Source organism: Empedobacter sp. UBA7252, from assembly GCF_002472765.1.
Taxonomy (GTDB): domain Bacteria; phylum Bacteroidota; class Bacteroidia; order Flavobacteriales; family Weeksellaceae; genus Empedobacter; species Empedobacter falsenii_B.
The window spans coordinates 80947-106587 of record NZ_DKSQ01000076.1 but is presented as its reverse complement, the minus strand read 5'-3'; the positions used below and the strand labels follow the sequence as shown (position 1 = coordinate 106587).

Below are 25641 nucleotides of genomic sequence, written 5' to 3'. Positions count from 1 at the left end.
ATGATTAAAAAATTAACGTATATCTTTTGTTTAGGGGTTCTTGCAACAGCTTGTAACACTCAGAAAGCAGCAAAAGTAGATAAAGATAATACAGAAGTTGTTTCGGCTTCTTCAAAAATTATTCAGCAAACCTTGTCAAAAAAATCATCATTCAAAGATTTGACGATTAAGGCAAAAGTAACAGCAGATTTAGAAGAGATTTCTGGAGATGCAAACGCTACAATTGCTGTGAAAAATGGGCAAAAGATATGGGTTAATGCAACAAAATTTGGATTTACAGGTGCTCGCGCATTGATTACGCCTGATGGTTTTTCAGCTTTTGAAAAGTTAGGTGGAACATATTATGAAGGAGATTTTTCTATTGCAAATAAATTATTGAAAGTTGATTTTGTCGATTATCAAAAATTACAAAATTTGATGTTAGGAAAAGTTTTCGTTGATCTAAATCCAACAGATTATACAGCTACTTTTACAAATAATCAATATACGATTACATATAATAAAAATCAAGCAATTGCGACTTCTCCAAAAGAAGGCGAATACATACAAACATATGTTTTTGATAACGGTTTCCGATTGAAAGAAGCACATCTGAAAGATCCAAAACGAAAAATGGAAGTTGATTTGGCTTACGACAATTGGGTAAAAGCTGGAGCAGAGGAATTTCCGAAAAATGTTAAAATTATTATAAAAGAGAAAAAAACGCGTCAAATAGACTTGGAATATAATAGTTTTACGTTTCAGGAAACGAACACACCGTTCTCAATTCCAGATGGGTATAAGAAAAAAGAAATAAAATAATGAAGTTTGTTTTATCAACTGTACTTTTAACGTTGTCATTATCAGTGTTTGCGCAGGTTCCGTACAATAAAGCGAACTTACAAAAACAGAATGCTCAGCTTAAAAAAGAGATTATAAACTTAAACAAACAACTCGAGGTTAATAAGCAAAATTCGAAGTTAAATGTTGATTTTGTGCAGAATTTGACGAAAAAAATTCAGGTACAAACAAAATTAGTTAACAACTTATCGAAAGAAAAACGCTTTATCGAGGACGAAATTTATTTAATTCAATTAGAGATTAATAAACTTTCGCGCGAGTTGGTTGAGCTAAAAAAAGACTACAAACAGGTTTTGGTTCGAGCATATAAGAACAAATCTGTTGAAAATAAATTACTTTTTGTGCTTTCTTCTAAAAGTTTGGGAGAAGCATATCGTCGTATCAAATATTTAGAAAAATATTCGGCTTTTCAATTAGGACAAGCAAATGAAATTATCGGTAAACAAACTGATATTCAGACGAAAAAAGCAAAAAAAGAAAAAGCGAAAGACGAAAAAGAAAAAGTACTTTCTCAGCAAACTTTGTTTAGTCAAAATCTTGAAAAAGAACGATTAACAAAAGAGAAAGCGGTCGAAGAATTCCGTAAAAACGAAGGTGTTATTGCTGCTGAAATTAATGCAAAAGAAGCACAACAACGCCAAATTGATGCACAGATTAAAGCAATTATTGAAGAAGAGATTCGACAAGCGAAAATTCGTGCAGAAAAAGATTTAAAAGATTGGAACGAAGCCAAACGAGGAAATACAATTGCATCTTATAATGAGTATTTAAGAGATAACCCAAAAGGAGATTATGCGAAATCAGCTCGTACAGCTATTTTAAGAATTGAAAATGATGCCAAAGCATGGAATATTGCACGTTCAGCGCATACAAAACAAGCGTATCAATCTTATTTAAATCATCATCCAACAGGAAGTTTCGTATCTACAGCAAAAACAGAAGTTGCTAAATTTGAACAATTAGAACGCGAAGCTGAAGCAGAACGTCAACGCATCATTGCACAACGTAAAGCAGAAGAAGATGCTCGTCTAAAAGCTCAAAAAGAAGAAGATTCTCGTAAAATTGCAGCAGCTAAAGCTGAAGCTGAGCGTAAAGCGAAGATAGAAGCTGAGCAGAAAGTTGTTGTAAAAGTGCCAGAAAAAGAACGTGTTGTAAAAGTTGATGCAGTAAAACCGGCTGAGACTTTTGCAGAACGTCCAGATTCTGAAGGTATTTCGGGAGAATTCTCATCAAACAAAGGTCGTCTACCTTGGCCTGTTGATAAAGGAACGGTTGTAAGTAGATTTGGAGCTAATTCACACCCAATTTTATCTAATATTACAACTATGAATAGCGGTGTTGATATTTCGAGTTATCGCGGTGCTCATGCGCGTGCAGTTTATGAAGGAGTCGTTACAAAAGTGATGGCTGTACCAGGAGGAAATAAATCTGTTTTAATACGCCATGGATCTTATTTCTCTGTGTACACAAATTTATCAAGTGTAAGTGTTTCGCAAGGAGATGAAATAAAACGAGGTCAATCTATAGGAATAATTGATACAACTCCTAATGGTGAAACAGTCATGAATTTCCAAATTTGGAGCGGAATAACAAAACAAAATCCTGCTTCTTGGGTAGCGGGAATGTAATAAATTAATTATATATTTGCATTAAAATCAATTCAGTATGGGATTAGGAGGTAAAGAATGGATCGTAATCGTACTTGTTGTGTTATTATTATTCGGAGGAAAGAAAATTCCTGAATTAATGAAAGGATTAGGTTCTGGATTAAACGAATTCAAGAAAGCAACAAAAGATGATAACAAATCAGAAGCTACAGAAAGTACTTCTGACAAAAAAGAAAATTAAAATATATTTTTAATTAGATAATAGAGCATTGTAGTTGCGTATACAATTACAATGCTTTTATTTTATAAACTAAAACAAAACATGAAATTCACAGATAAAGCTTGGTCTATTTTTAATCAAAGTATCAATGATTATCACAAATATGATGATGTAAATCGTCAAATCGAAAATCCATATAGCGAAGAAGATTTAATCGCTCATTTATTGTACAAAAAAAATTGGATTGATACAGTTCAATGGCATTTAGAAGATATTATTCGTGATCCACAAATTGATCCAGTAGAAGCATTAAGCTTAAAACGTTGGATTGATAAATCAAACCAAGAACGTACAGATATGGTAGAATATGTGGATAGCTGGTTTTTACAACAATATGCGAATGTAGAAGTAAAAGCAGATGCAACTTACAATACAGAATCTCCTGCGTGGGCTGTAGACCGTTTTTCTATTTTATCGCTTAAGGTTTATCACATGAAACAAGAGGTAGAACGTGAAGATGCAACACCGGAGCATAAAGCAGCTTGTCAAGTGAAATTAGATGTTTTGAATCAACAACATCAAGATTTATCAACAGCGATTGAAGAATTGTTGGCTGATTTTGAAGCAGGTAAAAAATACATGAAAGTGTATAAACAAATGAAAATGTATAATGACGAGGATTTGAATCCAGTTCTTTATGCAAACAAGAAATAATTTTCAGAAAAATTAATAAAATATAGAAAACTCATCTTTTTTAGATGAGTTTTTTTATTGCCTACAAATGTGTTAATTTTATCTAATCAAAATATTAGAATGAAAAAACTTCAAACTAAAATTTTAGAATAATTATAAAGTTGAAATTACCTCGTATTGAAAAATATGAGGTAATTTTATAATTACTGTAAAATTTCACACATGAAGAAAAATTATTTCAAACCCTTACTTTTAGGAATAAGTTTATTCTCGATTTCGGTTTTTGGTCAACAAGAAAAACCAAAATACGATTATCAAGAAGCTTTCAAACCATTTTTTTATCAGAATAATGCAACAGAAACTCGTTCGGCGAGTGGAAAACCAGGTCATAATTATTGGCAAAATCGTGCAGATTATAATCTGAATGTTAGTTTGAATGAAGAAAAAAATGAAATTTCGGGAACATCTGAAATTACATATACCAACAATAGTTTTGATGATTTAGACTTTTTGTGGTTACAATTGGATCAAAATTTATTCAAAAAAGAATCTCGAGGAAGTGCTTTATTACCGATTTCTGGAAGCCGTTATGGTGATTCAACTTCTGAATTTGAAGGAGGTTATAAAATTAAATCTGTTCAAATAGACGGAAAAGAAGCGAAATACACTGTTTCGGATACACGCATGCAAATTGATTTGATTAATCATTTGAAAGCTCGTGGAGGAAAAACAAAAATAAAAATCGAATATTCATTTGTTTCACCAGATTATGGAGCCGATAGAATGGGTGTAGAACCAACTAAAAATGGAAAGATTTTTACGATGGCGCAATGGTTTCCTCGCATGGCGGTTTACGATGACATCATGGGATGGAATACATTACCATACTTAGGACCAGGAGAATTTTATCTGGAATATGGAGATGTAACAGCAAATATTACAGTTCCGTCTACGCATTATGTGGTTGGTTCAGGAAAATTATTGAATGAAAACGAAGTCTACTCGAAAGAAGAAGTGAATCGTTGGAACAAAGCAAAAGCGAGTGATAAAACCGTTATTATTCGTTCTGCTGATGAGGTAAACAAAGCGACAAAAGTTGCAAAAGGAACAAAAACGTGGAAATTTAAAATTCAGAATACACGTGATTTTGCTTGGGCTTCATCATCTTCGTTCATCTTAGATGCAGCAAAAATTAATCTTCCAAGTGGTCAAAAATCGTTGGCAATTTCGGCTTATCCAGTAGAAAGTGACGGAAATGATGCTTGGGGAAGATCGACAGAATATACAAAAGCTTCTATTGAGCATTACTCGAAACAATGGTTAGAGTATCCTTATCCAGCGGCGACAAATGTGGCAGGAAATGAGGGTGGAATGGAATATCCCGGGATTGTTTTTTGTCATATGACTTCGAAAGGTGAAGGACTTTGGGGTGTTACAGATCACGAATTTGGACATATTTGGTTCCCGATGATTGTTGGTTCTAATGAGCGTGTTCATGGTTGGATGGACGAAGGTTTTAATACGTTTATCAATGATATTTCGACGAAGAATTTCAACAATGGCGAATATTACAAAAAGCAATCTGCACAACGAATGGCGGGTTATTTATTCAGCGATAATCTTGAGCCTGTAACGACTCAACCAGATAATATGCGCGAAAGAAATATCGGTGCATTGTTGTATTATAAGCCAGGTGCTGGAATGAAAGTTTTGCGTGAAACAATTTTGGGTGAAGAAAAATTCGATAAAGCATTGCGCCAATACATCAAATATTGGGCATATAAACATCCAACGCCAGAAGATTTTTTCCGCACGATGGAAAATGTTTCAGGAGAAGAATTATCTTGGTTTTGGAGAGGTTGGTTCTTGAATAAATGGACAATCGATCAAGGGATAAATAGCGCTAAATATGTGGATGGAGATTACAAAAAAGGCTTGGTATTAAAAGTTGAAAACTTTGGTCAATTACCAATGCCAACAACCGTTCAGGTTAATTTCAAAGACGGAACTTCGGAAGAGGTAAAATTACCAATCGAAGTATGGAAGCGTAATACAGAATGGACATTTAAAGTACCATCTACAAAAGAAGTTGCTACTGTAAAATTAGATCCAAATGGAGCTTTACCAGATAATGATTTGAAGAATAATACATTCAATATGGCGGATGTAAAACCTGTTGAAAAGATTAATCCAAAAGAATACGAAGGTACATTTACGAATAAACAAATTAATTCAGAATTTGTGTTGAAAGCTGAAAACGATAAATTGAATTTAGTTTTTGGTGGACAAACTATTCCATTAGATTATCAAGGTGATGGTAAATTTGTGAATGAACAAGGCGGTTTGGAGTTGACTTTTGCAAAAGATAAAAAGACATTTTCTGTAGAAGAAGCTGGACAAAAGTTTGAGTTTACAAAGAAGTAAATTTGTTCTAAATTTTCATACTGAACTCGTTTCAGCATCACATCATAAAATATAAAAAACCACTTCATAAGAAGTGGTTTTTTGTTGATTATTATTTTTGAGATGTACCTTCTGGTTTTAAGTACAAATCGAAGTAATCTGTAATTTTTTGCATCAAATGAACACGGTCTTTACCGCGAACATTGTGCTCGTGACCTGGATAAACAAAGTAATCCATTTGTACACCATTTTTCACTGCTTCGCGAATAAAATCAATTGAATGTTGCCAAACAACCACATTATCTTGCGCTCCGTGAATCATCAATAATTTACCCTTTAAGTCTTTTACACGGTTAATTAAATTCGTGTTTTTGAAACCTTCAGGATTATCTTGTGGCGATTCCATGTAACGTTCCGTATACATAATTTCGTATTGCGTCCAATCTAAAACTGGTCCACCAGCAACACCAACTTTGAAAACGTCAGGTTTACGTAACATGAATGATGTTGTCATAAATCCACCATAAGACCAACCATGAATTCCCATACGTTCCGCATCTACGAAAGGTAAAGTTTTCAAGAAATCGACACCTTTCATTTGGTCATTCATTTCTGTAGTTGCTACATTTCCGTGAATCGCTTGTTCAAATTTAAGACCTCTATTCGCCGATCCGCGTCCGTCCATTGTAAAGACAATATAACCTTTTTCCGCTAAATGATCGTACCAAAGATTTCCTGTTGCAGGAAAACGATTTGTGATTAATTGCGCGTGAGGACCATTGTACAAATAAACGATAACTGGATATTTTTTCGAAGAATCAAAGTTTGTTGGATAGATTAATTTTCCATACAAATCTGTTCCATCATCTGCTTTTAATGTTACATTTTCAACTTTCGCCGTATTGTAATTTGCTAAAGGATTTTGAGCATTTAAGATATTTTGTTTGAATTTTCCGTTTGCATCCAACACATCAATTTTACGAGGCGTGTTATCATTACTCCAATTATCAATTGCATATTCTCCGTTCGTTGAAACCGAAACATTGTGCGTTCCAGCATCAGTTGTTATTTTACGCAATTTTCCATTCTCCCAATTCACCGCATATAAATGACGATCTTTCGGAGAATCTTTTGTTGTCATGATTAAGAATTCTTTTTTCTTCGCATTTTCTCCAACAAGATCCGTTACAATCCAATCTCCTTTTGTGATTTGGTTTAATAATTTTCCGTCTGTATTGAAACGATACAAATGCATAAAACCATCGCGTTGCGACCACCAAACAAACTCGTTCGTTTTTCCTGGAATAAAATGCAATTCGTTTTGAGGTTCTACATATTTTGCATCATCTTCTTTGAATAATGTTTTAATCAATTTCCCTGAAACTGCATCATATTGATTCAATTCCATGTGCTTTTGATTACGAGAAAGTAAAGCAATATAAATATGTTTTTCGTCTGGCGACCACGTAACCGAAGTTAAATAATGATCTACTTCTGGGTGAGTTTCTAAGAAAGTCGTTTTTTGAGTGGTTGGATTATAAACACCTAACGTAACCGTATGATTTTTTGTTCCAGCAAACGGATATTTGATATTTTTGTTTACAGCAGGTTGTACAGACCAATCGATAATTGGATAATCTGTAACCGCTGTTTGATCCATTCTATAAAATGCAACTAAATTCCCTTTTGGAGAGATGAAAATTCCTTTGTGAATCCCAAACTCATTTTGATGAACCGATTTTCCATTCACGATTTCATATTTTCCGTCTTTGGTAATTTGATGTGTTTTTCCAGATTTATCAACAAAAAATAAATTGTTGTCAATTACATATCCAACTTGATTATTCGTCGCGTCAAATTCTATATTTTCTGCATTTTCAGGTAATTTCAACCAATCGTTTTGTTGACCAGCAGTTGTAATTGTTTTGTAACCTGTTTTTGTAGAAAAATAAGCTTGCTTATCATTGATCCAATTCAAAGAAGGAATTCTTTTATTCTCAAATTGAGAACTTCTAAAAATTGTATCAGTTTTAAGAGATGGAACTTCTTTCTTGATTAAAGCTTCTCCGTATGATGTTTTTACATTTTGCGTGTACGCATTTTGATTCGGAATCCATTGAACTTGATTTAGATTTTCGATACGTAAATTCGTCGATAATCCAAGTACAGCATCTTCCATTGTGACATTCTTTTTCTGAGCAATTAAACTAGCGCTCATTAAAAGTGTAGTCAATAAAATTGTTTTTTTCATGTGTGATTTCTATTTCAAATATTGCCCAAGTGCTTCTAAGTTTTTCTTTTCATTCCCAATAAAAATTTTGTCTCCATCTACCACGACAGGACGTTTTAGGAAAGTATAATCTGATAAAATATAATTTTTGATATCATCTTCAGAAAGCTGTTGATCTTTCAATCCTAATTTTTTGTAATTCTGTGCACGACGTGAAAATAGAGCTTCGTAGTTGCCAGCTAAATTCTTCATTTCTTCTAATTCTTCTGCTGTTATCGCAGTCGATTTTATTTCATGCAAATCAAAACCTGTAAAATCAAACTCTTTCATAATACGTTTGCACGTATCGCAAGTTTTCAAAAAAAATATTTTTTTCATTTCTCAAAATCTTTGGTTTTGTAAAGATAAATAAGTTTCATCGTTTTGCAGAATGATAAAGAATTTTGTCAAAATATATTTCAAATCGATAAAAAACTATCTTTGCAAGTATGGAAGAAACTAATTTTTTGCGTTTAAACAAATATATTAGCGATAGTGGTTTTTGTTCGCGTCGTGAAGCAGATCAATACATCGAAAATCGTTTGGTACAAATTAATGGACGAGTTGCTAAAATTGGGCAATTTGTAGGACCAAATGATGTGGTGACTGTAAAAGGTGTCGAAATAGAACCGCGCGAAAAGGAGCATGCGGTTTATATTATGCTGAATAAACCTGTGGGCGTTACGTGTACAACAGATCCTACAGATCCAGATAATATTATCGATTTTCTTTCGTTTGGAGAACGAATTTTTCCGATTGGTCGTTTAGATAAAGATTCGCAAGGATTGATTTTATTGACAAGCGATGGTGATATTGTGAATAAGATTTTACGTGCTGGAAATAATCACGAAAAAGAATACATTGTAACCGTTGATAAACCAATTACGGATGAATTTTGCGAACGAATGTCGAAAGGTGTTCCGATTCTTAATCAGGTTACGAAGAAATGTAAGATCGAAAAAATAAGTACAAATGTTTTCAAAATTACATTAATCCAAGGTTTGAATAGACAGATTCGCCGTATGTGCGAATATTTTGGATATGGTGTAAAAAAATTAGAACGTGTTCGAATTATGAATTTAACGTTGAATGTAGGAATTGGTCAACATCGAGATTTAACGGCAGAAGAATTAGCAGAAATCAATCGCTTGACGAAAGATTCGGAAAAACACGAAGAAAAGAAACCAGCTTCAAAATCAAAAAAATCATCAGCGAAAAAAACAAAAGAAATTTCTCCAGATTTTAAAGATTCGAAAGGAAAATCAATTAAAAAGCCAGTAAAAAAATCAACAACTCAAGCCAGAGTAGGAAAAAGTAAACCACCTACAAATACGAAAGGAGGTAAATTTGGTAAAAGAAGATAAAATCAAAAGACGAATATTTTTCGTCTTTTTTTATACATTTTAGTCAAAACTAACTTCTATCATGTCATTTTACCAAAGATTCAATATCTTTATAAAGTAAAATCTTAAAAACACATGAAGAAAATTGTTTATTCGTTGCTTTTTATAGCGATGACTTTTGGTGCATCGGTAAAAGCACAAGAAAATGTTACTTATCAATTGCCTCCGCAAGAAATTTTACAATTGGCAGACGCGGATATGCCACCCTCAATTAGTACAGATCGCAAGGCAGAAAATGCATTTTTGTCTTATAGAAGTCGTTATAAAACGATTAATGAATTGTCAGAAAAAGAATTACGTTTAGCAGGATTACGAATTAATCCAGTTACAAATATTAATTCACGTGAAACATTCAGCGAGAAAATTACTTATTTTGATTTAAAAACTTCAAAAGAAAAAACGATTGCTGGTTTACCTGCAAAAGGTCGTTTTTCTAATCAATCTTGGAACACTTCTCAATCGAAATTTGCCGTTACAAATACAACAAATAAAGGTGTAGAACTATGGATTGTTGATGTAAAAACACAAGCTGCAACAAAAGTTTATGAAGATAAATTAAACGCAAACTTAGGTCGTCCTTTCAATTGGATTTCAGATACAGAATTAATTGTGAATGTAATTCCAGCTTCTAAAAAAGCTTTGATTGACACGAAAGATGCGATTGCAACTGGACCTACAGTTTCTGTTGCTGACGGAAAAGAAGCGCAAAACAGAACCTATCAAGATTTATTACAAAATAAAAATGATGAGTTTAACTTCGAACAATTAGCAATTTCTGAATTAGTAAAAGTAAATATCGAAACAGGTGCAAAATCGAAATGGAAAGACGCTGCGATGTACACAGATATTTCGACTTCTCCAGATGGACAATATGTTTTGGTGAACGAAATCAAAAAACCTTTTTCATATTTAGTAACGTACAATAGTTTTCCTTCAACCAATATTGTGTATGATATCAACGGAAAATTAATAAAAGAAGTTGATCATAAAGAGTTACAAGAAGTTGTTCCGAAAGGATTTTCTTCTACGATTATGGGAAAAAGAGGTTTGAATTGGAGAGCAGATAAACCAAATACTTTATATTGGGTTGAGGCTTTAGATGGTGGTGATGCAAACAAGCCTGCGGAATATCGCGATGCGCTTTATCAAGTAACGGCGCCATTTACAGCGAATAAAGAGTTGTTGGTAAAAGTAAAAGATCGCTATAGAGGAGTGACTTGGGGGAATGATGAGGTTGCGATTGTGAGAGATGCTTGGTATAATACACGTAACGAAAGTAGTTATTTGTTCAATCCGTCAAATCCAAATCAAGAACCGATACGCTTTTTTAGTAGAAACTCGCAAGATGCTTACAATAATCCTGGAAGTTTTGTAACTGAAATGAATGATTATGGTTACAATGTTTTAGCAATTAACAAAGGAAAATTGATGTTAGTTGGAGAAGGAGTTTCTGCGGAAGGAATCTTACCTTTTGTAGATGATTTTGATATCAAAACGCAAAAAACTTCTCGTTTATGGAGAGCACAGAAATCAGATAAACTAGAAGCGATTGCTCGAGTTATCGATCCGAAGAAAGGGATCATTTTAGAACAGATTCAATCGAAAACAGATTATCCAAATTTATATGTTCGTAATATTTTTCAGAAAGGAGGAAAGCCAAAACAAGTAACGTTTACAAAAAATCCTTTTGAGGCAATGAACAAAATTTCGAAAGAATTAATTACGTACAAACGTGCTGATGGTGTAGAATTATCAGGAACTTTATATTTGCCGCCAAATTACGATAAAACGAAAAAGGAAAAGTTGCCAATGTTAATGTGGGCTTACCCTCGTGAGTTCAAAGATGCATCTACGGCTGGTCAGGTTACAACTTCTGAAAATAAATTTACTTCTCCTTCTTATGGAGGTCCTATTTATTGGGCATTGAGAGGATATGCGGTATTAGATGATGCGGCTTTCCCAATTATTGGAGAAGGAAAAGAGGAGCCAAATGATACGTTCGTTCCTCAATTGGTTGCCAATGCAAAAGCTGCGATTGATGCGGTGGATAAATTAGGTTTTATCGATCGTGAAAGAGTTGCGGTTGGTGGACATTCTTATGGCGCATTTATGACAGCAAATTTATTAACACATTCTAATTTATTTGCGGCAGGTATCGCACGTTCAGGTGCTTATAACCGTACATTGACGCCTTTTGGATTTCAATCTGAACAACGTAATTATTGGGAAGCTCCAGATGTTTACAACACAATGGCGCCTTTCCAAAATGCAGATAAAATGAAAACACCATTGTTATTAATTCATGGTGAAGCAGATAATAATACAGGTACTTTCCCGATGCAATCTGAGCGCTATTTCAATGCATTGAAAGGTTTGGGAGCGACAACTCGTTTGGTTTTATTACCAAAAGAATCTCACGGATATGCAGCCAGAGAAAATATTCTTCACATGTTGTGGGAACAAGATCAATGGTTAGAGAAATATGTGAAAAACAAAGGGAAAAATTCTGAAAAGAAATAATTCTCAATATTACAAAAGCGATTCAATTTTGAATCGCTTTTTTATTGTAAATAATTATTATATTTAGTTCATAATTAATCAACTATGAAATTAAAAGCTTTACTCTTCTTTCTAACGATTTTTTCTCCATTTCTATTTGCTCAAAATTTGTGGAAAGTAGAATATGAAACCTATGATAAAATGTTTTTTGACGAAAAAGATCCTGTTTTTAAGGCAGAATTAGATAAAAACAATTCTACACCAAAATACTATCAATTACTTTTTAATGAAAATCAGTCGTTTTTTTCTGAAATTGTAAGAATTGATAATAGTCAAAATCAATCATCTATGTCGATGAGTACAATTGATGATAATATTTACATCGATTATAAAACTTCACAATATAAAATTGAAGGAAATTATGTGAACAAGAATATTTTAATAATAGATAATTTGCCTAAATACACTTGGACAATTAGTAGAGAATCAAAAGAAATGTTGGGAATTAAAGTAAAAAAAGCAATAACCGAATACAAAGATTCTAAGATAGAAGCTTGGTTTGCGCCAACTTTACAACCAAAAGGAGGACCAATATTTTTCAATGGGTTACCAGGTTTAATTTTAGAATTGAAAGCTGTAACAACAATGAAAGACGAGAGTTATGAAACGATTTTCAGAGCAATTAATATAAAAGAAGCATCTAAAAACGAAGTGATTAAAATTCCAACAAAAGGTCAGAAAATGACACAAATTGAGAAAGATGATTTTGTGAAAGAAGCAAATAAAAAGATGATGGAAGCTTATAATAACAAGGTTTCGAAAGATTAAAACATAAAAAAACCACTTCTTTCGAAGTGGTTTTTAAATTTTATAGCTGAGGTATTATAACATTTTCAAGAAGTTAACTTCTAATTCTGTTAATCTTCTAAAATCACCTCTTTGTAAAGTTTTCTTTGTAAGTCCTGCAAAAGAAACGCGGTCTAACGCTTCTACTTCGTATCCTTTTGTTTCGAAAATACGACGTACAACGCGGTTCCAACCAATATGTAATTCTACACCAACTTCATTTTTCGGTCTACCTTCGATAAAAGAAATTTCGTCAACAACTGCAATTCCTTCAGGAATTAAACGAACACCTTTTTTGATGTCAGCTAAATCATTTGCTGTTAACTTTTTGTCCAATGTAACGTGATATATTTTTTTGATATCATGACTTGGATGCGTTAATTTCTTAGTTAAATAACCATCATTTGTAAACAATAAAACTCCTGTTGTTTGTCTATCCAAGCGTCCTACTGGGAAAATTCTCGCTGTAGTTGCTGTAGACATTAAGTCCATCACAGTTTTACGTCCTTTTTCATCATTTGATGTTGAAATAAAACCTTTTGGCTTATTCAACACAAAATATACATTTTTCTCTGAAGAGATTTTACGACCATCGAAACGAACTTCATCATCGGGTTGTACTTTATAACCCATTTCAGTAATCACTTGACCATTCACTGTAACGATTCCAGTTTTGATCAACTCGTCGGCCTCTCTTCTGGATGCAATCCCTGCATTCGCTACATATTTATTTAAACGAATAGTCCCGTCATCAACTGGTGCTTTTTTCAGTCTTTTAACAAATGGTTTTTCACCTGGTTTGTTAAACGGTTTCTTTGGTCCAAAACTTTTCTTTCCTTCTTCTGATGGTTTTCCACCAAAAGTTGGTTTTCCTTTCCCTGAAGATGGTTTAGAAGAAGAATTTCCTCTTGCTCCACCTTTTCCACGATTGTTCCCGCCTTGGGAATTTCTGTCGTTGGATTGATTTCGTCTGTTATTCATCTGAATTTGATTAATTTATNNTGATTAAAATTTTGCGCAATAGTTTGCAAAGTTAAGGGATTTATTTCGATTAATACGATACTAAATACACCCGCAACAATCATTCCCTTAAAAAAATAATGTAAAATCTTATATGCTTGTGTCGATTTTATTCTCCAAATTATAAATAAAATCACTGTGAAAGCGATATTTGCAGCAATAAAAAAGTATTTCATCGCACCAACATCATTTTTCATAATGATAATAATTCCAATGATTAATTCTGTAATAATTAAACATGAAATCAAAACTTTTGTAAAATCTATTCCATATTTGATTGGAATTGAATCATAATTATAAATCAAATCTGCTTTTTGAGAACTCAAATCTTTTACAATATCAGTAATCAATAATAAAATACTCAAAAAAGTAGCATGTAAAGCCAAATTGAACGTGAAATGATCAAAATAAACCAATAAGGCGAAAAATGGCATGACACGAATAATAACCAAATAAAAGTTTTTGATCAATGCAAATCGATTGATTTTGTGGCTATAAAACCAAACCAGAAATTGATAAATCAAAAAGAAAATGAAAACCTTCCACGAAATTAAAGCTGCAATAATCAATGCTAAAGCATTCAGAACAATGTAAACAGTTAGTTTGAAACCTTGCGAAACTTGTTTCTGAAGATAAACTTGTAAAGGACGTTTGAGTTCGTCTTTTTCTAAATCGTAAAAATTATTGATGATATATCCCGCGGCCACACAAAGTATCGAACAAAGAATAAGCCCGTCCAACTTTGGATTTGTCAACAATTGACGATGACCAACTTCTGGCGCAAAAATAAAAAGTGCAGCAAGATATTGTGCCAATATTAACACAATTAAATTATAGCCACGAACAACAGAAAATAATGCAAAAACTTTTAAGATTATTTTCTGAACGTTCATTGATTATATTTTTATAAATTATTTTTTAGAATTTGTAAATAACTTCGGTCTGGAAGTCTTTTAAGTAGCTTTTCGCTTTGTCATAATCTTGTGTAAAACCAAGAACATAACCGCCTCCGCCAGATCCACAAAGTTTTAGGTAATACGTATCTGTATCAATTCCAGTTTTCCATGCATTCACCAGTTTTTGAGGAATCATTGGTCTGAAATGCTCATAACCCCAAGCTGACAATTTTTGAAGATTTGAAAAAAGTGGATTGTATTCACCTTTCACAAAGTTTTCGATACATGCGTTGTTGTATTTAATAAATTCTTCTTTCAATGTTTTACGAAAACCCTCTTTTTTCATTTTTTCGAAGAAAATATGAATCATTGGCGCCGTTTCTCCTGGTGTACCCGAATTGATTAAGAAAACCGCTCCTTTTCCGTCTACGTTTGCAGAAGGTAAACCAATTGTCGAAATATCATCTTTTGATTGAATTAACAAAGGAATATTCATATAACAAATCAAAGGATCAATTCCAGAACTTTTTCCATGAAAATGAGATTCTAAATTTCCGAAAAGAGCTTTTAATTTGCTAATTTTTTCTTTGTTTAGATTTTGATTGATATCAATTTTATTCAAGGCATATTTGTCATAAATAGCTGCAACCAAAGCGCCAGAACTACCTACACCATATCCTTGAGGAATGTTAGAATCGAAGTACATTCCGTTTGCAACATCTTCCGAAAAAGATTTTGTATCAAAAGTGTCCGCAAAATTCTCTTCTAAAAATTTCGCATAATTTTTCAAGTGAGCATTTGACTCTTCTGCAATTTCAGAAGGCTCAAATTTTAATGCACCTTGGTAAAAATTATAAGGAATTGTTAATCCTTTCGAGTTCTCAATAATTCCATATTCGCCAAAAAGTAAGATTTTGGCATAAAATAATGGGTTCTTCATTCAATGCTAAAATTGGTACTGCAAATCTACAAAATTTAAGCCATTCTTTTTTGAATTTGAGGAAGAGTTTTGCTTTAAAAAATTGTAAATCACATTATTTTTTGATTATTAGTAGATTTTGGAATATATTTTGACTAAATAATTTAGAATAAATTGGTTAAATTTCAATTAATAATCAATGATTTTAACCGAATTAGCATTAAAAATAGAGAATTAATGTATTAAAATATATAAATTTGTGCCATGTATATCACCGAATATCTATCGAATGAGATAAAACCAGGGAAAGTTAATTCTTCTCCAAGTCAGCTTTTAGAAGTTGTGCAAGAGAATAAATTGACGCATTTACCTTTGTTTAAAGGGTTGGATTTTATTGGAAATATCTCGGAAGAAGATTTGATTGAATTATCAATTGATGATGAAAAAGTAGATTATACTTCGTATTTGGAGAGTTTTTATCTTTCTGAATCGAGTACGCTTTTAGATGCAATTCAGATGATGTATACGAATCAGGCGAATATCTTACCGATTATTAATGAACAATCGCGTTATGTTGGTTTTATTACGGAAACGGATATTATCAACACGTTTGCAAATTTCCCTTTTGTCGCTGCAAAAGGCGTTTCGATGTTAGTTTCGATTGCGGAAAAAGACTTGTCGATGACGGCGATTTCTAATATTATAGAAGTGAATAACGGAAAAATATTGGGAATGATGATTGTTGGAAATAAAGAAGATAGCGTTTATGTTTTGCTGAAATTTAGTTCATCAAACTTGTTAACAATTGGTGAAACATTTGAGCGATATGGATATCAAGTGATTCAAAAATTTTATAACGACGAAAAACAAGAACTTCTGCAAAGTCGTTATGCACAATTGTTAAAATACATGAATACCTAATGATAAAAGTTGCACTTTTTGGACAAAAAACAAGTACGTCTTTAACGGATATTATTCCACCATTTATTAATTATTTAATTCAGAACGAAATTGCTTTTTGTGTTGAGCAAAATTTTCTTCAAATCTTAAAAGAAACAACTGATTTTGATACTGATAATGTAGAAACCTATACTTCTCATGATGATTTAGACAAATCGGTTAAATTCTTATTCAGTTTTGGTGGAGACGGAACAATTTTATCAGCAACTACAATTGTTAGGGATTCTAATATTCCAATTATTGGTGTAAATACGGGACGTTTAGGCTTTTTAGCAACAATTAATAAAAGTGTGTTATTGGAGCAAATGGATAGTTTTTTCAATGATGATTATAACATTATTCCACGAACTTTATTAACCGTTAAAAGAAGTGATGGTGTAGAAATTGAAAATAATTTTGCGATTAACGAAGTGACTGTAGTTCGCCGTGAAACAACGAGTATGATTACGGTTGATGCTTATTTAAACAATGAATTTTTAAATTCTTTTTGGTCTGATGGTTTGATTATTTCTACGCCAACAGGTTCTACAGGATATTCGTTAAGTTGTGGTGGACCAATTGTTCATCCGTCTAATCAAAATTTTGTCATTACACCTGTTGCGCCACATAATCTAAATGTGCGTCCATTAGTTGTGTCAGAAAACGAAAAAATTGACTTAAAAATACGCAGTAGAGCTAATGAATATTTCCTTTCGTTAGATTCTCGTAACTTTCCTTTAACAACTGACGTCGAATTGACAATACAAAAAGCTGACTTCAAAATCTTAATCGTTGAAGCTATTGACGCGACTTATTTCACAACTTTGAGAGAAAAAATGCTTTGGGGTTCAGATAAAAGGAATTAAAATTTACAATAAAACTTCTTAATTTTTGTTAAATCAGTTACGTTGAATTGACTTTTGTTTATATTTGTTCGAATTTAAAAGAAGATAAAAAGCAAAAGCCGAAAAAATAACACAACTTATGAGGAGATTATTTTTGTTTGTTTTTATATTATGTTTTTCGCAATTAACTTTTGCGCAAAGACATGAACTCGGAATTTTTGCTGGTGGAGCAAATGTGATTGGAGATGTTGGTAAAGCCAGTTATATCAATCCATTTCCTACTAAAACTGAAGCAGGAGGTAAAATATATTTACCAATTTCAATAGGAGGATTATATCGTTTTAATATAAATCCACAAATGGGTTTTAGAGCAAATATATCTTATTCAAAAGTTGGAGCAAGTGATCATCGTTCGAAAGAATATTATAAATTAAAAAGAAATAAAAATTTTCGAAATAATATTGTAGAAGGATCTTTGATGTTTGAGTATAATTTCTTTAACATCAATGATGATCAAGAAAAAGCGCAATCACCTTATATTTTTGTAGGAGTTGGAGCTTTTTCTGCAAAAGGAAAAGAATATGATTACGATGGAACAAACAACGTAATTATCGAAAAAACAAAATATAATACCGATTTAACAATTCCTTTTGGAGTTGGATATAAAGTAAGATTCAATTACAATTGGATTTTATCTTTTGAGACAGGTGTTCGATATACAAATGTTGATTATTTAGATTATAACACTGGAAAATTTACTCAAAATTTTGTAGATGCTGTAGAAACAGGTACTTTGTCTCAATCTGAATATGATAAACGTATATATGGAAACACATCAAACAAAGATTGGTATGTTTTAACAGGAATTTCCTTAACGTACAGTTTTGGTCGACCTGCTTGTTATTGTGATTAAAAAGAATGGAAATTAGTTTAGTAGAACAAATAGATAAAAATAATATACCTAATCACGTTGCAATCATTATGGATGGTAATGGAAGATGGGCTAAGAAGAACGGTAAAGAAAGAACTTTTGGTCACAAAAGTGCTTTGGGAGCTGTACGATCTTCAATCGAAACTTGTCGAAAATTAGGTATAAAACATCTTACACTTTACGCATTTTCTACTGAAAATTGGAACCGTCCAAAATTAGAAGTCAATGTTTTAATGACTTTATTAAGTTCTGCAATTAAGGACGAAATAAATGAATTACACAAAAATGGAGTTCGCTTGAATGTGATTGGAGATTTATCAAAATTACCAAAAAAAGCATTCAAAGATTTGACTCAAGCAATAGAAAAAACGAAAGACAACACAGCTTGTGTTTTGACATTAGCATTAAGTTATGGTTCGAAAGAAGAACTATTACACGCGATGAAATCTATTGCGCAAAAATATAAAGACGGAGAAATATCCGACAATGATTTTAATGAAGAATTAGTTCATCAAAACTTATATACACACGATTTACCTATGGTAGATCTTATGATTAGAACAAGTGGCGAAACCAGAATTAGTAATTTCTTGTTGTGGCAAATTGCTTACGCAGAATTATATTTTACAGAGGTTTTGTGGCCTGATTTTAACGAGGAAGAATTTTATAAAGCAATTTTAAATTACCAAAATCGAGAACGTAGATTTGGTAAGATAAGCGAGCAACTAACGAACTAATCGAACTGAAATAGAGGATTATGAAGAAAATTTTTTGGACAATGTGTATGCTTGGAGCTTACATGGCACAAGCGCAAGTCGTAGATTCTACGAAAACCATTGATTCAACACAACAAGATAATTTTGTCTTAGATTATAACAATGCACGAACTTTCAAATTGAAAGATATCGTTGTAACAGGTGACTCTAAATATTCTAAGAATCAAATTATCCGTTATGCAGGTTTTGCTATCGGTGAAGAGATAGAATTACCAGGTACGAAGGTAAATAATGCTGTAAAAAAATTATGGAGATCTAATATTTTCTCTGACATCGACTTGTATGTAGATAAAATAGAAGGTAACGAAGTTACATTAGAACTTGCCTTGGTTTCAGTTCCTAGTTTAGGAGAAATTAAGATTAATGGTGTGAAAAAATCGCAACGCGAAGATTTAATCAAACAAAATAAATTAAATCCAGGTGTTAAGATTACACAAAGTTTAATCAATACGACAAATAATAAAATCAAAGATTATTATACTGGAAAAGGTTATCCTAACACAACAATTAATGTAGAACGTCAGCCAATTGTTGGTAAAGAAGACGAAGAAAACATTACATTAAATGTGAATCGTGGAGAGCGTGTAAAGATTAAGAAAATCATTTTCGAAGGAAATGAAAACTTAACTGCTGCTCGTTTACGTAAAAAAGGGATGAAAAATACCAAACAGAAATCTATCAATATCTTCAAGTCATCTAAAATGATTCCTGAAAAATTCCAGGAAGATTTAAAAACATTGGTTGAAGAATACAAATCTGTTGGTTTTAGAGATGCTAAAGTTGAGTCATACAATATCGAAAAAGTTGATGATAAAAACTTATTGGTTAAGATTAAAGTTAACGAAGGAAAACCATATTTCTTAGGAGATGTAACGTTTTCTGGAAACTCAATTTATACTTCTGAACAGTTACAGCGAATTTTTGGTTACAAAACAGGAGATCGTTATGACGCAGTAGGTATCAACAAAAAGATTTCTGGATCAGAAAAAGACGATGATATTTCTACGTTATATATGGATAGAGGGTATTTGTTTGCTCGTGCTATTCCTGTAGAAAAAAGTGTAAAAAATGATACAATCGATCTTGAAATTAAAGTTTTCGAAGGTACACAAGCTACACTTAATAAAGTAACGATTAACGGTAATACAGAAGCACACGATCATATTTTATACCGTGAGTTAAGAACTAAACCAGGAGATTTATTCTCTAAATCGGACATTAAGCGTACGATGATGGAGTTAGCTTCTTTGGGATACTTAGAACCAACGCAAATAGTTCCAGATATTCAACCAAATCAAGATAATAATACAGTTGATGTGGAGTGGAAAGTTGCGCCAAAATCATCTTCTCAAGTAGAATTACAAGGAGGATATGGTGCAGGGACTTTCATTGGTACATTAGGATTAACTTTCGGGAATTTCTCATTAAAGAATTTTTTCAATAAAAAAGCTTGGAAACCAATTCCAATGGGAGATGGACAACAATTATCATTAAGAGCACAAGCTGGTAACGGATATAAAAATTATAGTTTATCATTTGTTGAACCTTGGATTGGAGGAAAACGCCCTACAGCTTTATCAACGTCTTTTTATTATTCGCAATATGATTACCGTGATAATTATGGAGAAAAAGCGAAATTGGATATCTTAGGAGCTTCAGTTGGGTTAACTAAGTTATTAACTTGGCCAGATGATTATTTCCGTTTATCAAACTCAATTTCTTATCAGTTATATAACTTCGATAATTATGCGATGTCTGTTGGTAATATGCAATATGAAAATGGTTCGTCAAACAACTTAAACTACACATTAGGTTTAACACGTAATTCTGCTGGACCAGACCCTATTTTCCCACAATCAGGATCAGAAATTAGTTTATCGTTTACGACAACATTTCCTTATTCAGCTTTTAATAACAAAGACTATACAAACATGTCTGATGTAGAAAAATTCAAATGGTTAGAATATTATAAATTCAAAGCTAAAGCATATTTCTACAAAGAATTAACTGGTAAATTAGTTTTAAAAGCCGGTGGAGAGTTTGGAGTTTTAGGAACATATAACCGTAAAATTGGAACAATTCCTTTCGAACGTTTTTACTTAGGAGGAACAGGTCTTACACAAAATCGTTTCGATGGACGTGAGATTATTTCATTAAGAGGTTACGAAGATGCAACAAATTCTGGTGGACAAACAGGAGATATTACGCCAGAAGGAGGTGGTACGATTTATAATAAATATTCATTAGAATTGCGTTATCCAATCACAATGAGCCAAACAGCTAAAATTTATGCATTAACTTTTGCGGAAGGAGGTAACGTTTGGAACAATACAAGTGAATTTAAACCGTTTGAATTAAAACGTTCTGCAGGGGCAGGTGTTCGTATTTACATGCCAGCATTTGGTTTATTAGGATTCGATTTCGGATATGGATTTGATAAAGGATTTGGACAAACAGAACGCTCAGGATGGCAAACTCACTTTATTATTGGACAACAATTCTAATAAATTGAATAAATTTGCTTAGAACATTTTGGCATAATTTTAGAATTAACACACCACAAATATGAAAAAATGGATTAGTTTTATAGCGTTGTTCTTTGGATTAGCAAGTTTCTCTTTTGCGCAAAGATTTTGTTATGTAGACAGTCAGTATATTTTAGAAAATTTACCAGAATATACATCGTCTCAAAACAAATTAAAATCTCAAACAGAGTCTTGGCAAAAAGAAATTGAGCAAAAACAAGAAAATTTAGCTAAATTACAAGCCGAATTCGAAGCCGAAAAGATTTTATTAACGGCAGAACAGGTGAAAGAGCAAGAGAAAAAGCTAGCTGATGAAGTAGCGGCTGTAAGAATTTTGCAAGATAAACGTTATGGACCAAATGGTGATTTAGTTAATCTGAGAAGATCAATGGTAAAGCCTTTACAAGATCAAATTTATAATGCGACAAAAGAAGTTGCAGATAAAAGAGGATATGGTTTTGTATTTGATAAAGGAAGTGATTTAATCATGATTTATACAGATCCAAAGTTTGACATAAGTAGAGAAGTATTAATGACTTTAAGACCAGAGTTGAAACCAAATAATTCAAAAACATCAACTTCTGGAAATAATAAAACTAGTAATAGTAGCAATAAAACAAGAAAATAAATTTTAAAAAACAAATTAGACTAGAAATGAAACAAATTAGATTGATAGCAGTATTTACAATGATGGTTTTCGGAAGCGTTTTATCTTTCGCTCAAGAAATTGCACATATTGATACGCAAGCAGTAATTGAATCAATGCCAGCTTACAAAAAAGCAGAGGCTGATTTACAAGCATTAGGTAAAAAACACGAAGATGCTATCGCAAAATTACAAGCAGACTATAAAACTTTTATGGAAACTGCTCAAAAAGATTTAGCTGGTAAATCTCAAGAAGAGGCTCAAAAATTAATTGCAGCGAACAAATACCAAGAGAAAGAGCAAGAAATGCAAAAGAAATACGAAACGTATGCAAAAGCTGCTCAAGATGAAATGCAAGCAAAAGAGAAAGCTTTAATGGATCCAATCGAGAAAAGAGTAATGGATGCAATTAATGCTGCTGCTGCAAAAAAAGGAGTTAAATATGTTTTACCTGCAGGTGTTTTAGTTTACAAAGCTGGAGGATACGACTTATTAAATGACGTTAAAAAAGAATTAGGATTATAATTTTAAGATATTAATAATACCTTCAAGCCACTATTTTAGTGGCTTTTTTTATATATGAAAAGAATTTTAGTTACCGGAGCGAATGGTCAGTTAGGTCAATCGATTTTAGAGCAATCAAAAAACTACAAGGAAATTGAATGTTTTTTTGTCACTCGAAATGAATTAGATATTACGAATGAAGAATTAATTAATCATTATTTCGAAGATAAATCATTCGATTTTGTTGTCAATTGTGCAGCTTATACAGCGGTTGATAAAGCTGAAGATGATCAAGAGAATGCTTATTTAGTAAACGCAAAAGCAACAGAATTTTTAGCAAAAATCACGAATCAAAAAGGAATTCCTTTTATTCACGTTTCGACAGATTATGTATTTGATGGAACTGAAGCTCAACCTCGTCTAGAAACAGATCAAACAAATCCTATAGGGGTGTATGGTCAAACAAAATTAGATGGCGAAAATTTAGCATTAGAAAACAATTCTAAAACGATTATTTTACGCACAGCTTGGGTTTATTCTCGATTTGGAAATAATTTCGTTAAAACGATGCTTAGGTTGTTTAATGACAAAGATTCGATCTCTGTTGTAGCAGATCAAATTGGTTCGCCAACAAATGCAATTGATTTGGCTGATGTAATCTTAACGATTATTTTGAAAGATGATTTAACCTATGGAATTTTTAATTATTCGAATGAAGGAAAATGTTCTTGGTTTGAATTTGCGCAAAAAATTAAAGAATTGTCTAATTCAACAATCGAAATTAATCCTGTTCCAACTTCAGCTTATCCGACAAAAGCGAAACGTCCTGCGTATAGTTTATTGGATAAATCGAAAATAAAAGAAGTTTATCAATTTGATATTCCGACTTGGGAAGATAGTTTGAAAAAAGAATTGAAACACCTGATTTAGTTTCAATTTTAATAACATAAAAAAGCTCGAGAAATTCTCGAGCTTTTATTTATCTGACAGATTATTGATTAATCTAAAATCTCAAAACGAGTATAAGGTTGCAACGCTTTCGGAATTTTTACTGTTCCATCAGCTTGTTGGTGATTCTCTAAAATTGAGGCTAAAATACGTGGTAAAGCCAAAGCAGAACCATTTAAACTATGTGCTAATTGAGTTCCGTTTTCATCTTTGTAACGTAATTTCAAACGATTCGCTTGGAAAGTCTCAAAATTAGATACAGATGAAACTTCTAACCATTTTTCTTGCGCTTCAGAGAAAACTTCAAAATCGTATGTAATTGCAGATGTAAATCCTGTATCACCACCACAAAGTCTTAAAATACGGTATGGTAATTCTAAATCTTCTAAAATTCCTTTTACGTGCTCAATCATTCCGTCTAAAGCAGCGTAAGAATTTTCTGGTTTTTCGATACGTACAATCTCAACTTTCTCAAATTGGTGTAAACGATTTAATCCTCTAACATCTTTTCCATAAGAACCCGCTTCACGACGGAAACATGGTGAATATGCAGTCAACGTAATTGGTAAATCTTCTGCTTTTACAATTGTATCACGGTAAATATTCGTCACAGGAACTTCCGCAGTAGGAATCAAGTACAAATCATCTTCTCCAATATAATACATTTGTCCTTCTTTGTCTGGTAACTGTCCAGTTCCATAACCAGAAGCCTCATTCACAACGAAGGGAGGAACAATTTCTGTATAGCCAGCATCAGAATTTTTATCTAAGAAAAATTGTGTTAAAGCACGTTGCAAACGAGCACCTTTTCCTTTGTAAACAGGGAAACCAGCTCCGGTAATTTTAACACCTAATTCAAAATCAATGATGTTAAATTTCTTAGCAACTTCCCAGTGGGGCAAATTGTTTGGTTTTGCAGTTGCATCTCCGTGTTCAAAAACGATTTCATTATCATCAGCATCTTTTCCTGCTTTTACGATTTCGTTCGGAATATTCGGGATTTGATACAAAATATCTTTAACGGATGTTTCGTAAGACGATAATAAATCTTGTAACTCTTTTGATTGAGTTTTTAAATCAACCGTTTTGTTTTTTAATTCATTAGCCTCTTCCGATCTTCCATCTTTAAACAAATTACCAATTTCTTTTGCTAATTTGTTGGATTCAGCTAATACATTATCTAATTCAAATTGTGTTTTACGACGAAGTTCATCCACATTTAAAACTTCATCAACAAGATCTAATTGTTTGAAGTTACGTTTTTTAAGTCCTTCAATTACACGATCTTTGTTTTCTTGAATGTAAGAAACTACTAGCATACTTTTATTAAATTTATACAAATGTATAAATAATTAATTTTTTAGAATAAAGATTAAATGATTTAGGATCAAAAATTAATCAAAATCAATTAATTTTTAAATTTAACTGTCTTCATTAGATAAATAATTGACACAATGTTTTTTACAAAAAATATTCAAAAATTGTAAAACTATTTATAATTGATTAAAAATCAATAGTTTAAATTTTATTTATTGAGAATTGATTAATACAATTATATTACATTGATTTTACATGCTGTTGTTTACGTTTCGAAATACATTTGTCAAAGAAAATTAATCGAAAATTATTAATAATTAAAACAATAAAACAATGAAAAAATTTTTCGCAGTAGTTGCAGTAGCAGCTTTATCTTTAGGAGCAGTATCTTGTGGTGAGAAAAAAGCAGAAGAAGCAGTAGAAAATACAACTGACTCTTTAGCAACTCAAACTGACTCTTTAGCAGCTCAAACTGATTCTTTAGCAGCTAAAACTGATTCTTTAGTAGAAAAAACTGATTCTTTAGCAACTAAAGTTGAAGGTGCAGCTAAGGAAGTAGCTCCAGCTACTGAAGCTCCAGCAAAATAATTTGAAAT

At 32.2% G+C, this 25641-nt stretch carries 23 protein-coding genes; 17 read left to right on the top strand and 6 right to left on the bottom strand.

Going from position 1 to position 25641, the window contains the following annotated elements:
* The 5 genes from B2X73_RS11100 (at position 1) to B2X73_RS11080 (ending at position 5784) form a co-directional block, all read left to right on the top strand.
* The gene (locus tag B2X73_RS11100) at positions 1–801 is read left to right on the top strand and encodes a DUF4292 domain-containing protein (RefSeq protein ID WP_291096426.1); all 801 of its coding nucleotides are present in this window, start codon (positions 1–3) and stop codon (positions 799–801) included.
* On the top strand, positions 801–2468 hold the full coding sequence (locus B2X73_RS11095) for a murein hydrolase activator EnvC family protein (protein WP_291096424.1): 1668 nt from the start codon (positions 801–803) through the stop codon (positions 2466–2468). The genes B2X73_RS11100 and B2X73_RS11095 overlap by 1 nt, the downstream gene beginning before the upstream one ends.
* A gap of 37 nt (positions 2469–2505) precedes the next feature.
* The gene (gene tatA, locus B2X73_RS11090; protein ID WP_038336575.1) at positions 2506–2688 is read left to right on the top strand and encodes a twin-arginine translocase TatA/TatE family subunit; all 183 of its coding nucleotides are present in this window, start codon (positions 2506–2508) and stop codon (positions 2686–2688) included.
* 81 nt (positions 2689–2769) lie between these two features.
* Positions 2770–3381 carry a DUF4254 domain-containing protein gene (locus tag B2X73_RS11085; RefSeq protein WP_114998393.1) on the top strand — a complete coding sequence of 204 codons (612 nt, stop codon included), beginning with the start codon at positions 2770–2772 and terminating at the stop codon, positions 3379–3381.
* 201 nt (positions 3382–3582) lie between these two features.
* Complete coding sequence (locus B2X73_RS11080; RefSeq protein WP_291096422.1) at positions 3583–5784, top strand: M1 family metallopeptidase; 2202 nt, start codon at positions 3583–3585, stop codon at positions 5782–5784.
* A gap of 91 nt (positions 5785–5875) precedes the next feature.
* Here B2X73_RS11080 and B2X73_RS11075 read toward each other — a convergent pair whose 3' ends face one another.
* A complete protein-coding gene (locus B2X73_RS11075; RefSeq protein WP_291096420.1) occupies positions 5876–8014 on the bottom strand; it encodes a S9 family peptidase in 2139 nt (712 codons plus the stop codon).
* A 9-nt stretch (positions 8015–8023) separates the two neighbouring features.
* A complete protein-coding gene (locus tag B2X73_RS11070; protein ID WP_038334703.1) occupies positions 8024–8371 on the bottom strand; it encodes an arsenate reductase family protein in 348 nt (115 codons plus the stop codon).
* A gap of 110 nt (positions 8372–8481) precedes the next feature.
* Between B2X73_RS11070 and rluF the strand changes: the two genes are divergently transcribed.
* The 3 genes from rluF (at position 8482) to B2X73_RS11055 (ending at position 12762) form a co-directional block, all read left to right on the top strand.
* Positions 8482–9396, top strand: coding sequence for a 23S rRNA pseudouridine(2604) synthase RluF (gene rluF, locus B2X73_RS11065; protein WP_038334704.1), 915 nt, complete (start codon positions 8482–8484; stop codon positions 9394–9396).
* Between the two features lie 114 nt (positions 9397–9510).
* On the top strand, positions 9511–11955 hold the full coding sequence (locus tag B2X73_RS11060) for an alpha/beta hydrolase family protein (RefSeq protein WP_291046205.1): 2445 nt from the start codon (positions 9511–9513) through the stop codon (positions 11953–11955).
* A gap of 84 nt (positions 11956–12039) precedes the next feature.
* Positions 12040–12762, top strand: coding sequence for a GLPGLI family protein (locus B2X73_RS11055; protein WP_291059439.1), 723 nt, complete (start codon positions 12040–12042; stop codon positions 12760–12762).
* A 54-nt stretch (positions 12763–12816) separates the two neighbouring features.
* On the opposite strand, the gene B2X73_RS11050 is transcribed toward B2X73_RS11055, so the two are convergent.
* From B2X73_RS11050 to B2X73_RS11040, 3 genes are all read right to left on the bottom strand, one after another.
* The gene (locus B2X73_RS11050; protein ID WP_038334708.1) at positions 12817–13761 is read right to left on the bottom strand and encodes a pseudouridine synthase; all 945 of its coding nucleotides are present in this window, start codon (positions 13759–13761) and stop codon (positions 12817–12819) included.
* Complete coding sequence (locus B2X73_RS11045) at positions 13758–14693, bottom strand: UbiA family prenyltransferase (protein ID WP_291096418.1); 936 nt, start codon at positions 14691–14693, stop codon at positions 13758–13760. The genes B2X73_RS11050 and B2X73_RS11045 overlap by 4 nt, the downstream gene beginning before the upstream one ends.
* A 25-nt stretch (positions 14694–14718) precedes the next feature.
* Positions 14719–15636 (bottom strand): mevalonate kinase family protein, encoded by a 918-nt coding sequence (locus tag B2X73_RS11040; protein WP_280049240.1) that lies wholly within the window; start codon positions 15634–15636, stop codon positions 14719–14721.
* A 243-nt stretch (positions 15637–15879) separates the two neighbouring features.
* Here B2X73_RS11040 and B2X73_RS11035 point away from each other — a divergent pair, with 243 nt between their 5' ends.
* The 8 genes from B2X73_RS11035 (at position 15880) to rfbD (ending at position 23710) form a co-directional block, all read left to right on the top strand.
* On the top strand, positions 15880–16536 hold the full coding sequence (locus B2X73_RS11035; protein WP_291096416.1) for an HPP family protein: 657 nt from the start codon (positions 15880–15882) through the stop codon (positions 16534–16536).
* Complete coding sequence (locus B2X73_RS11030) at positions 16536–17420, top strand: NAD kinase (RefSeq protein ID WP_280049239.1); 885 nt, start codon at positions 16536–16538, stop codon at positions 17418–17420. The genes B2X73_RS11035 and B2X73_RS11030 overlap by 1 nt, the downstream gene beginning before the upstream one ends.
* A 118-nt stretch (positions 17421–17538) precedes the next feature.
* Positions 17539–18312 carry a DUF6089 family protein gene (locus B2X73_RS11025; RefSeq protein WP_221854116.1) on the top strand — a complete coding sequence of 258 codons (774 nt, stop codon included), beginning with the start codon at positions 17539–17541 and terminating at the stop codon, positions 18310–18312.
* Positions 18313–18323: 11 nt separating this feature from the next.
* A complete protein-coding gene (locus tag B2X73_RS11020) occupies positions 18324–19067 on the top strand; it encodes an isoprenyl transferase (protein ID WP_221854130.1) in 744 nt (247 codons plus the stop codon).
* Positions 19068–19087: 20 nt separating this feature from the next.
* Positions 19088–21610, top strand: a complete 2523-nt coding sequence (gene bamA / locus B2X73_RS11015) for an outer membrane protein assembly factor BamA (RefSeq protein ID WP_286495464.1) — start codon at positions 19088–19090, stop codon at positions 21608–21610.
* Between the two features lie 61 nt (positions 21611–21671).
* Positions 21672–22259 (top strand): OmpH family outer membrane protein, encoded by a 588-nt coding sequence (locus B2X73_RS11010; RefSeq protein ID WP_286495463.1) that lies wholly within the window; start codon positions 21672–21674, stop codon positions 22257–22259.
* 26 nt (positions 22260–22285) lie between these two features.
* Entirely contained in the window at positions 22286–22801 is a 516-nt protein-coding gene (locus B2X73_RS11005) for an OmpH family outer membrane protein (protein WP_114998374.1), read from the top strand.
* 54 nt (positions 22802–22855) lie between these two features.
* Positions 22856–23710, top strand: a complete 855-nt coding sequence (rfbD, locus tag B2X73_RS11000; RefSeq protein WP_038334743.1) for a dTDP-4-dehydrorhamnose reductase — start codon at positions 22856–22858, stop codon at positions 23708–23710.
* A gap of 68 nt (positions 23711–23778) precedes the next feature.
* On the opposite strand, the gene serS is transcribed toward rfbD, so the two are convergent.
* On the bottom strand, positions 23779–25047 hold the full coding sequence (serS, locus tag B2X73_RS10995; RefSeq protein ID WP_038334750.1) for a serine--tRNA ligase: 1269 nt from the start codon (positions 25045–25047) through the stop codon (positions 23779–23781).
* Between the two features lie 331 nt (positions 25048–25378).
* On the opposite strand from serS, the gene B2X73_RS10990 reads away from it, so the two are divergent.
* Positions 25379–25633 carry a hypothetical protein gene (locus B2X73_RS10990; RefSeq protein ID WP_038334756.1) on the top strand — a complete coding sequence of 85 codons (255 nt, stop codon included), beginning with the start codon at positions 25379–25381 and terminating at the stop codon, positions 25631–25633.
* Positions 25634–25641: the final 8 nt, after the last annotated feature.

What these genes read in the sequence shown, in the direction of transcription:
- B2X73_RS11025 (WP_221854116.1), top strand. Translation starts at nt 17,539, where the DNA reads ATGAGGAGATTATTTTTGTTTGTTTTTATATTATGTTTTTCGCAATTA.
- B2X73_RS11050 (WP_038334708.1), bottom strand. Translation starts at nt 13,761, where the DNA reads ATGAATAACAGACGAAATCAATCCAACGACAGAAATTCCCAAGGCGGG.
- B2X73_RS11005 (WP_114998374.1), top strand. Translation starts at nt 22,286, where the DNA reads ATGAAACAAATTAGATTGATAGCAGTATTTACAATGATGGTTTTCGGA.
- B2X73_RS10990 (WP_038334756.1), top strand. Translation starts at nt 25,379, where the DNA reads ATGAAAAAATTTTTCGCAGTAGTTGCAGTAGCAGCTTTATCTTTAGGA.
- B2X73_RS11060 (WP_291046205.1), top strand. Translation starts at nt 9,511, where the DNA reads ATGAAGAAAATTGTTTATTCGTTGCTTTTTATAGCGATGACTTTTGGT.
- B2X73_RS11095 (WP_291096424.1), top strand. Translation starts at nt 801, where the DNA reads ATGAAGTTTGTTTTATCAACTGTACTTTTAACGTTGTCATTATCAGTG.
- B2X73_RS11035 (WP_291096416.1), top strand. Translation starts at nt 15,880, where the DNA reads ATGTATATCACCGAATATCTATCGAATGAGATAAAACCAGGGAAAGTT.
- tatA (WP_038336575.1), top strand. Translation starts at nt 2,506, where the DNA reads ATGGGATTAGGAGGTAAAGAATGGATCGTAATCGTACTTGTTGTGTTA.
- B2X73_RS11055 (WP_291059439.1), top strand. Translation starts at nt 12,040, where the DNA reads ATGAAATTAAAAGCTTTACTCTTCTTTCTAACGATTTTTTCTCCATTT.
- B2X73_RS11040 (WP_280049240.1), bottom strand. Translation starts at nt 15,636, where the DNA reads ATGAAGAACCCATTATTTTATGCCAAAATCTTACTTTTTGGCGAATAT.
- B2X73_RS11010 (WP_286495463.1), top strand. Translation starts at nt 21,672, where the DNA reads ATGAAAAAATGGATTAGTTTTATAGCGTTGTTCTTTGGATTAGCAAGT.
- serS (WP_038334750.1), bottom strand. Translation starts at nt 25,047, where the DNA reads ATGCTAGTAGTTTCTTACATTCAAGAAAACAAAGATCGTGTAATTGAA.
- B2X73_RS11080 (WP_291096422.1), top strand. Translation starts at nt 3,583, where the DNA reads ATGAAGAAAAATTATTTCAAACCCTTACTTTTAGGAATAAGTTTATTC.
- B2X73_RS11070 (WP_038334703.1), bottom strand. Translation starts at nt 8,371, where the DNA reads ATGAAAAAAATATTTTTTTTGAAAACTTGCGATACGTGCAAACGTATT.
- rluF (WP_038334704.1), top strand. Translation starts at nt 8,482, where the DNA reads ATGGAAGAAACTAATTTTTTGCGTTTAAACAAATATATTAGCGATAGT.
- B2X73_RS11100 (WP_291096426.1), top strand. Translation starts at nt 1, where the DNA reads ATGATTAAAAAATTAACGTATATCTTTTGTTTAGGGGTTCTTGCAACA.
- bamA (WP_286495464.1), top strand. Translation starts at nt 19,088, where the DNA reads ATGAAGAAAATTTTTTGGACAATGTGTATGCTTGGAGCTTACATGGCA.
- rfbD (WP_038334743.1), top strand. Translation starts at nt 22,856, where the DNA reads ATGAAAAGAATTTTAGTTACCGGAGCGAATGGTCAGTTAGGTCAATCG.
- B2X73_RS11030 (WP_280049239.1), top strand. Translation starts at nt 16,536, where the DNA reads ATGATAAAAGTTGCACTTTTTGGACAAAAAACAAGTACGTCTTTAACG.
- B2X73_RS11085 (WP_114998393.1), top strand. Translation starts at nt 2,770, where the DNA reads ATGAAATTCACAGATAAAGCTTGGTCTATTTTTAATCAAAGTATCAAT.
- B2X73_RS11075 (WP_291096420.1), bottom strand. Translation starts at nt 8,014, where the DNA reads ATGAAAAAAACAATTTTATTGACTACACTTTTAATGAGCGCTAGTTTA.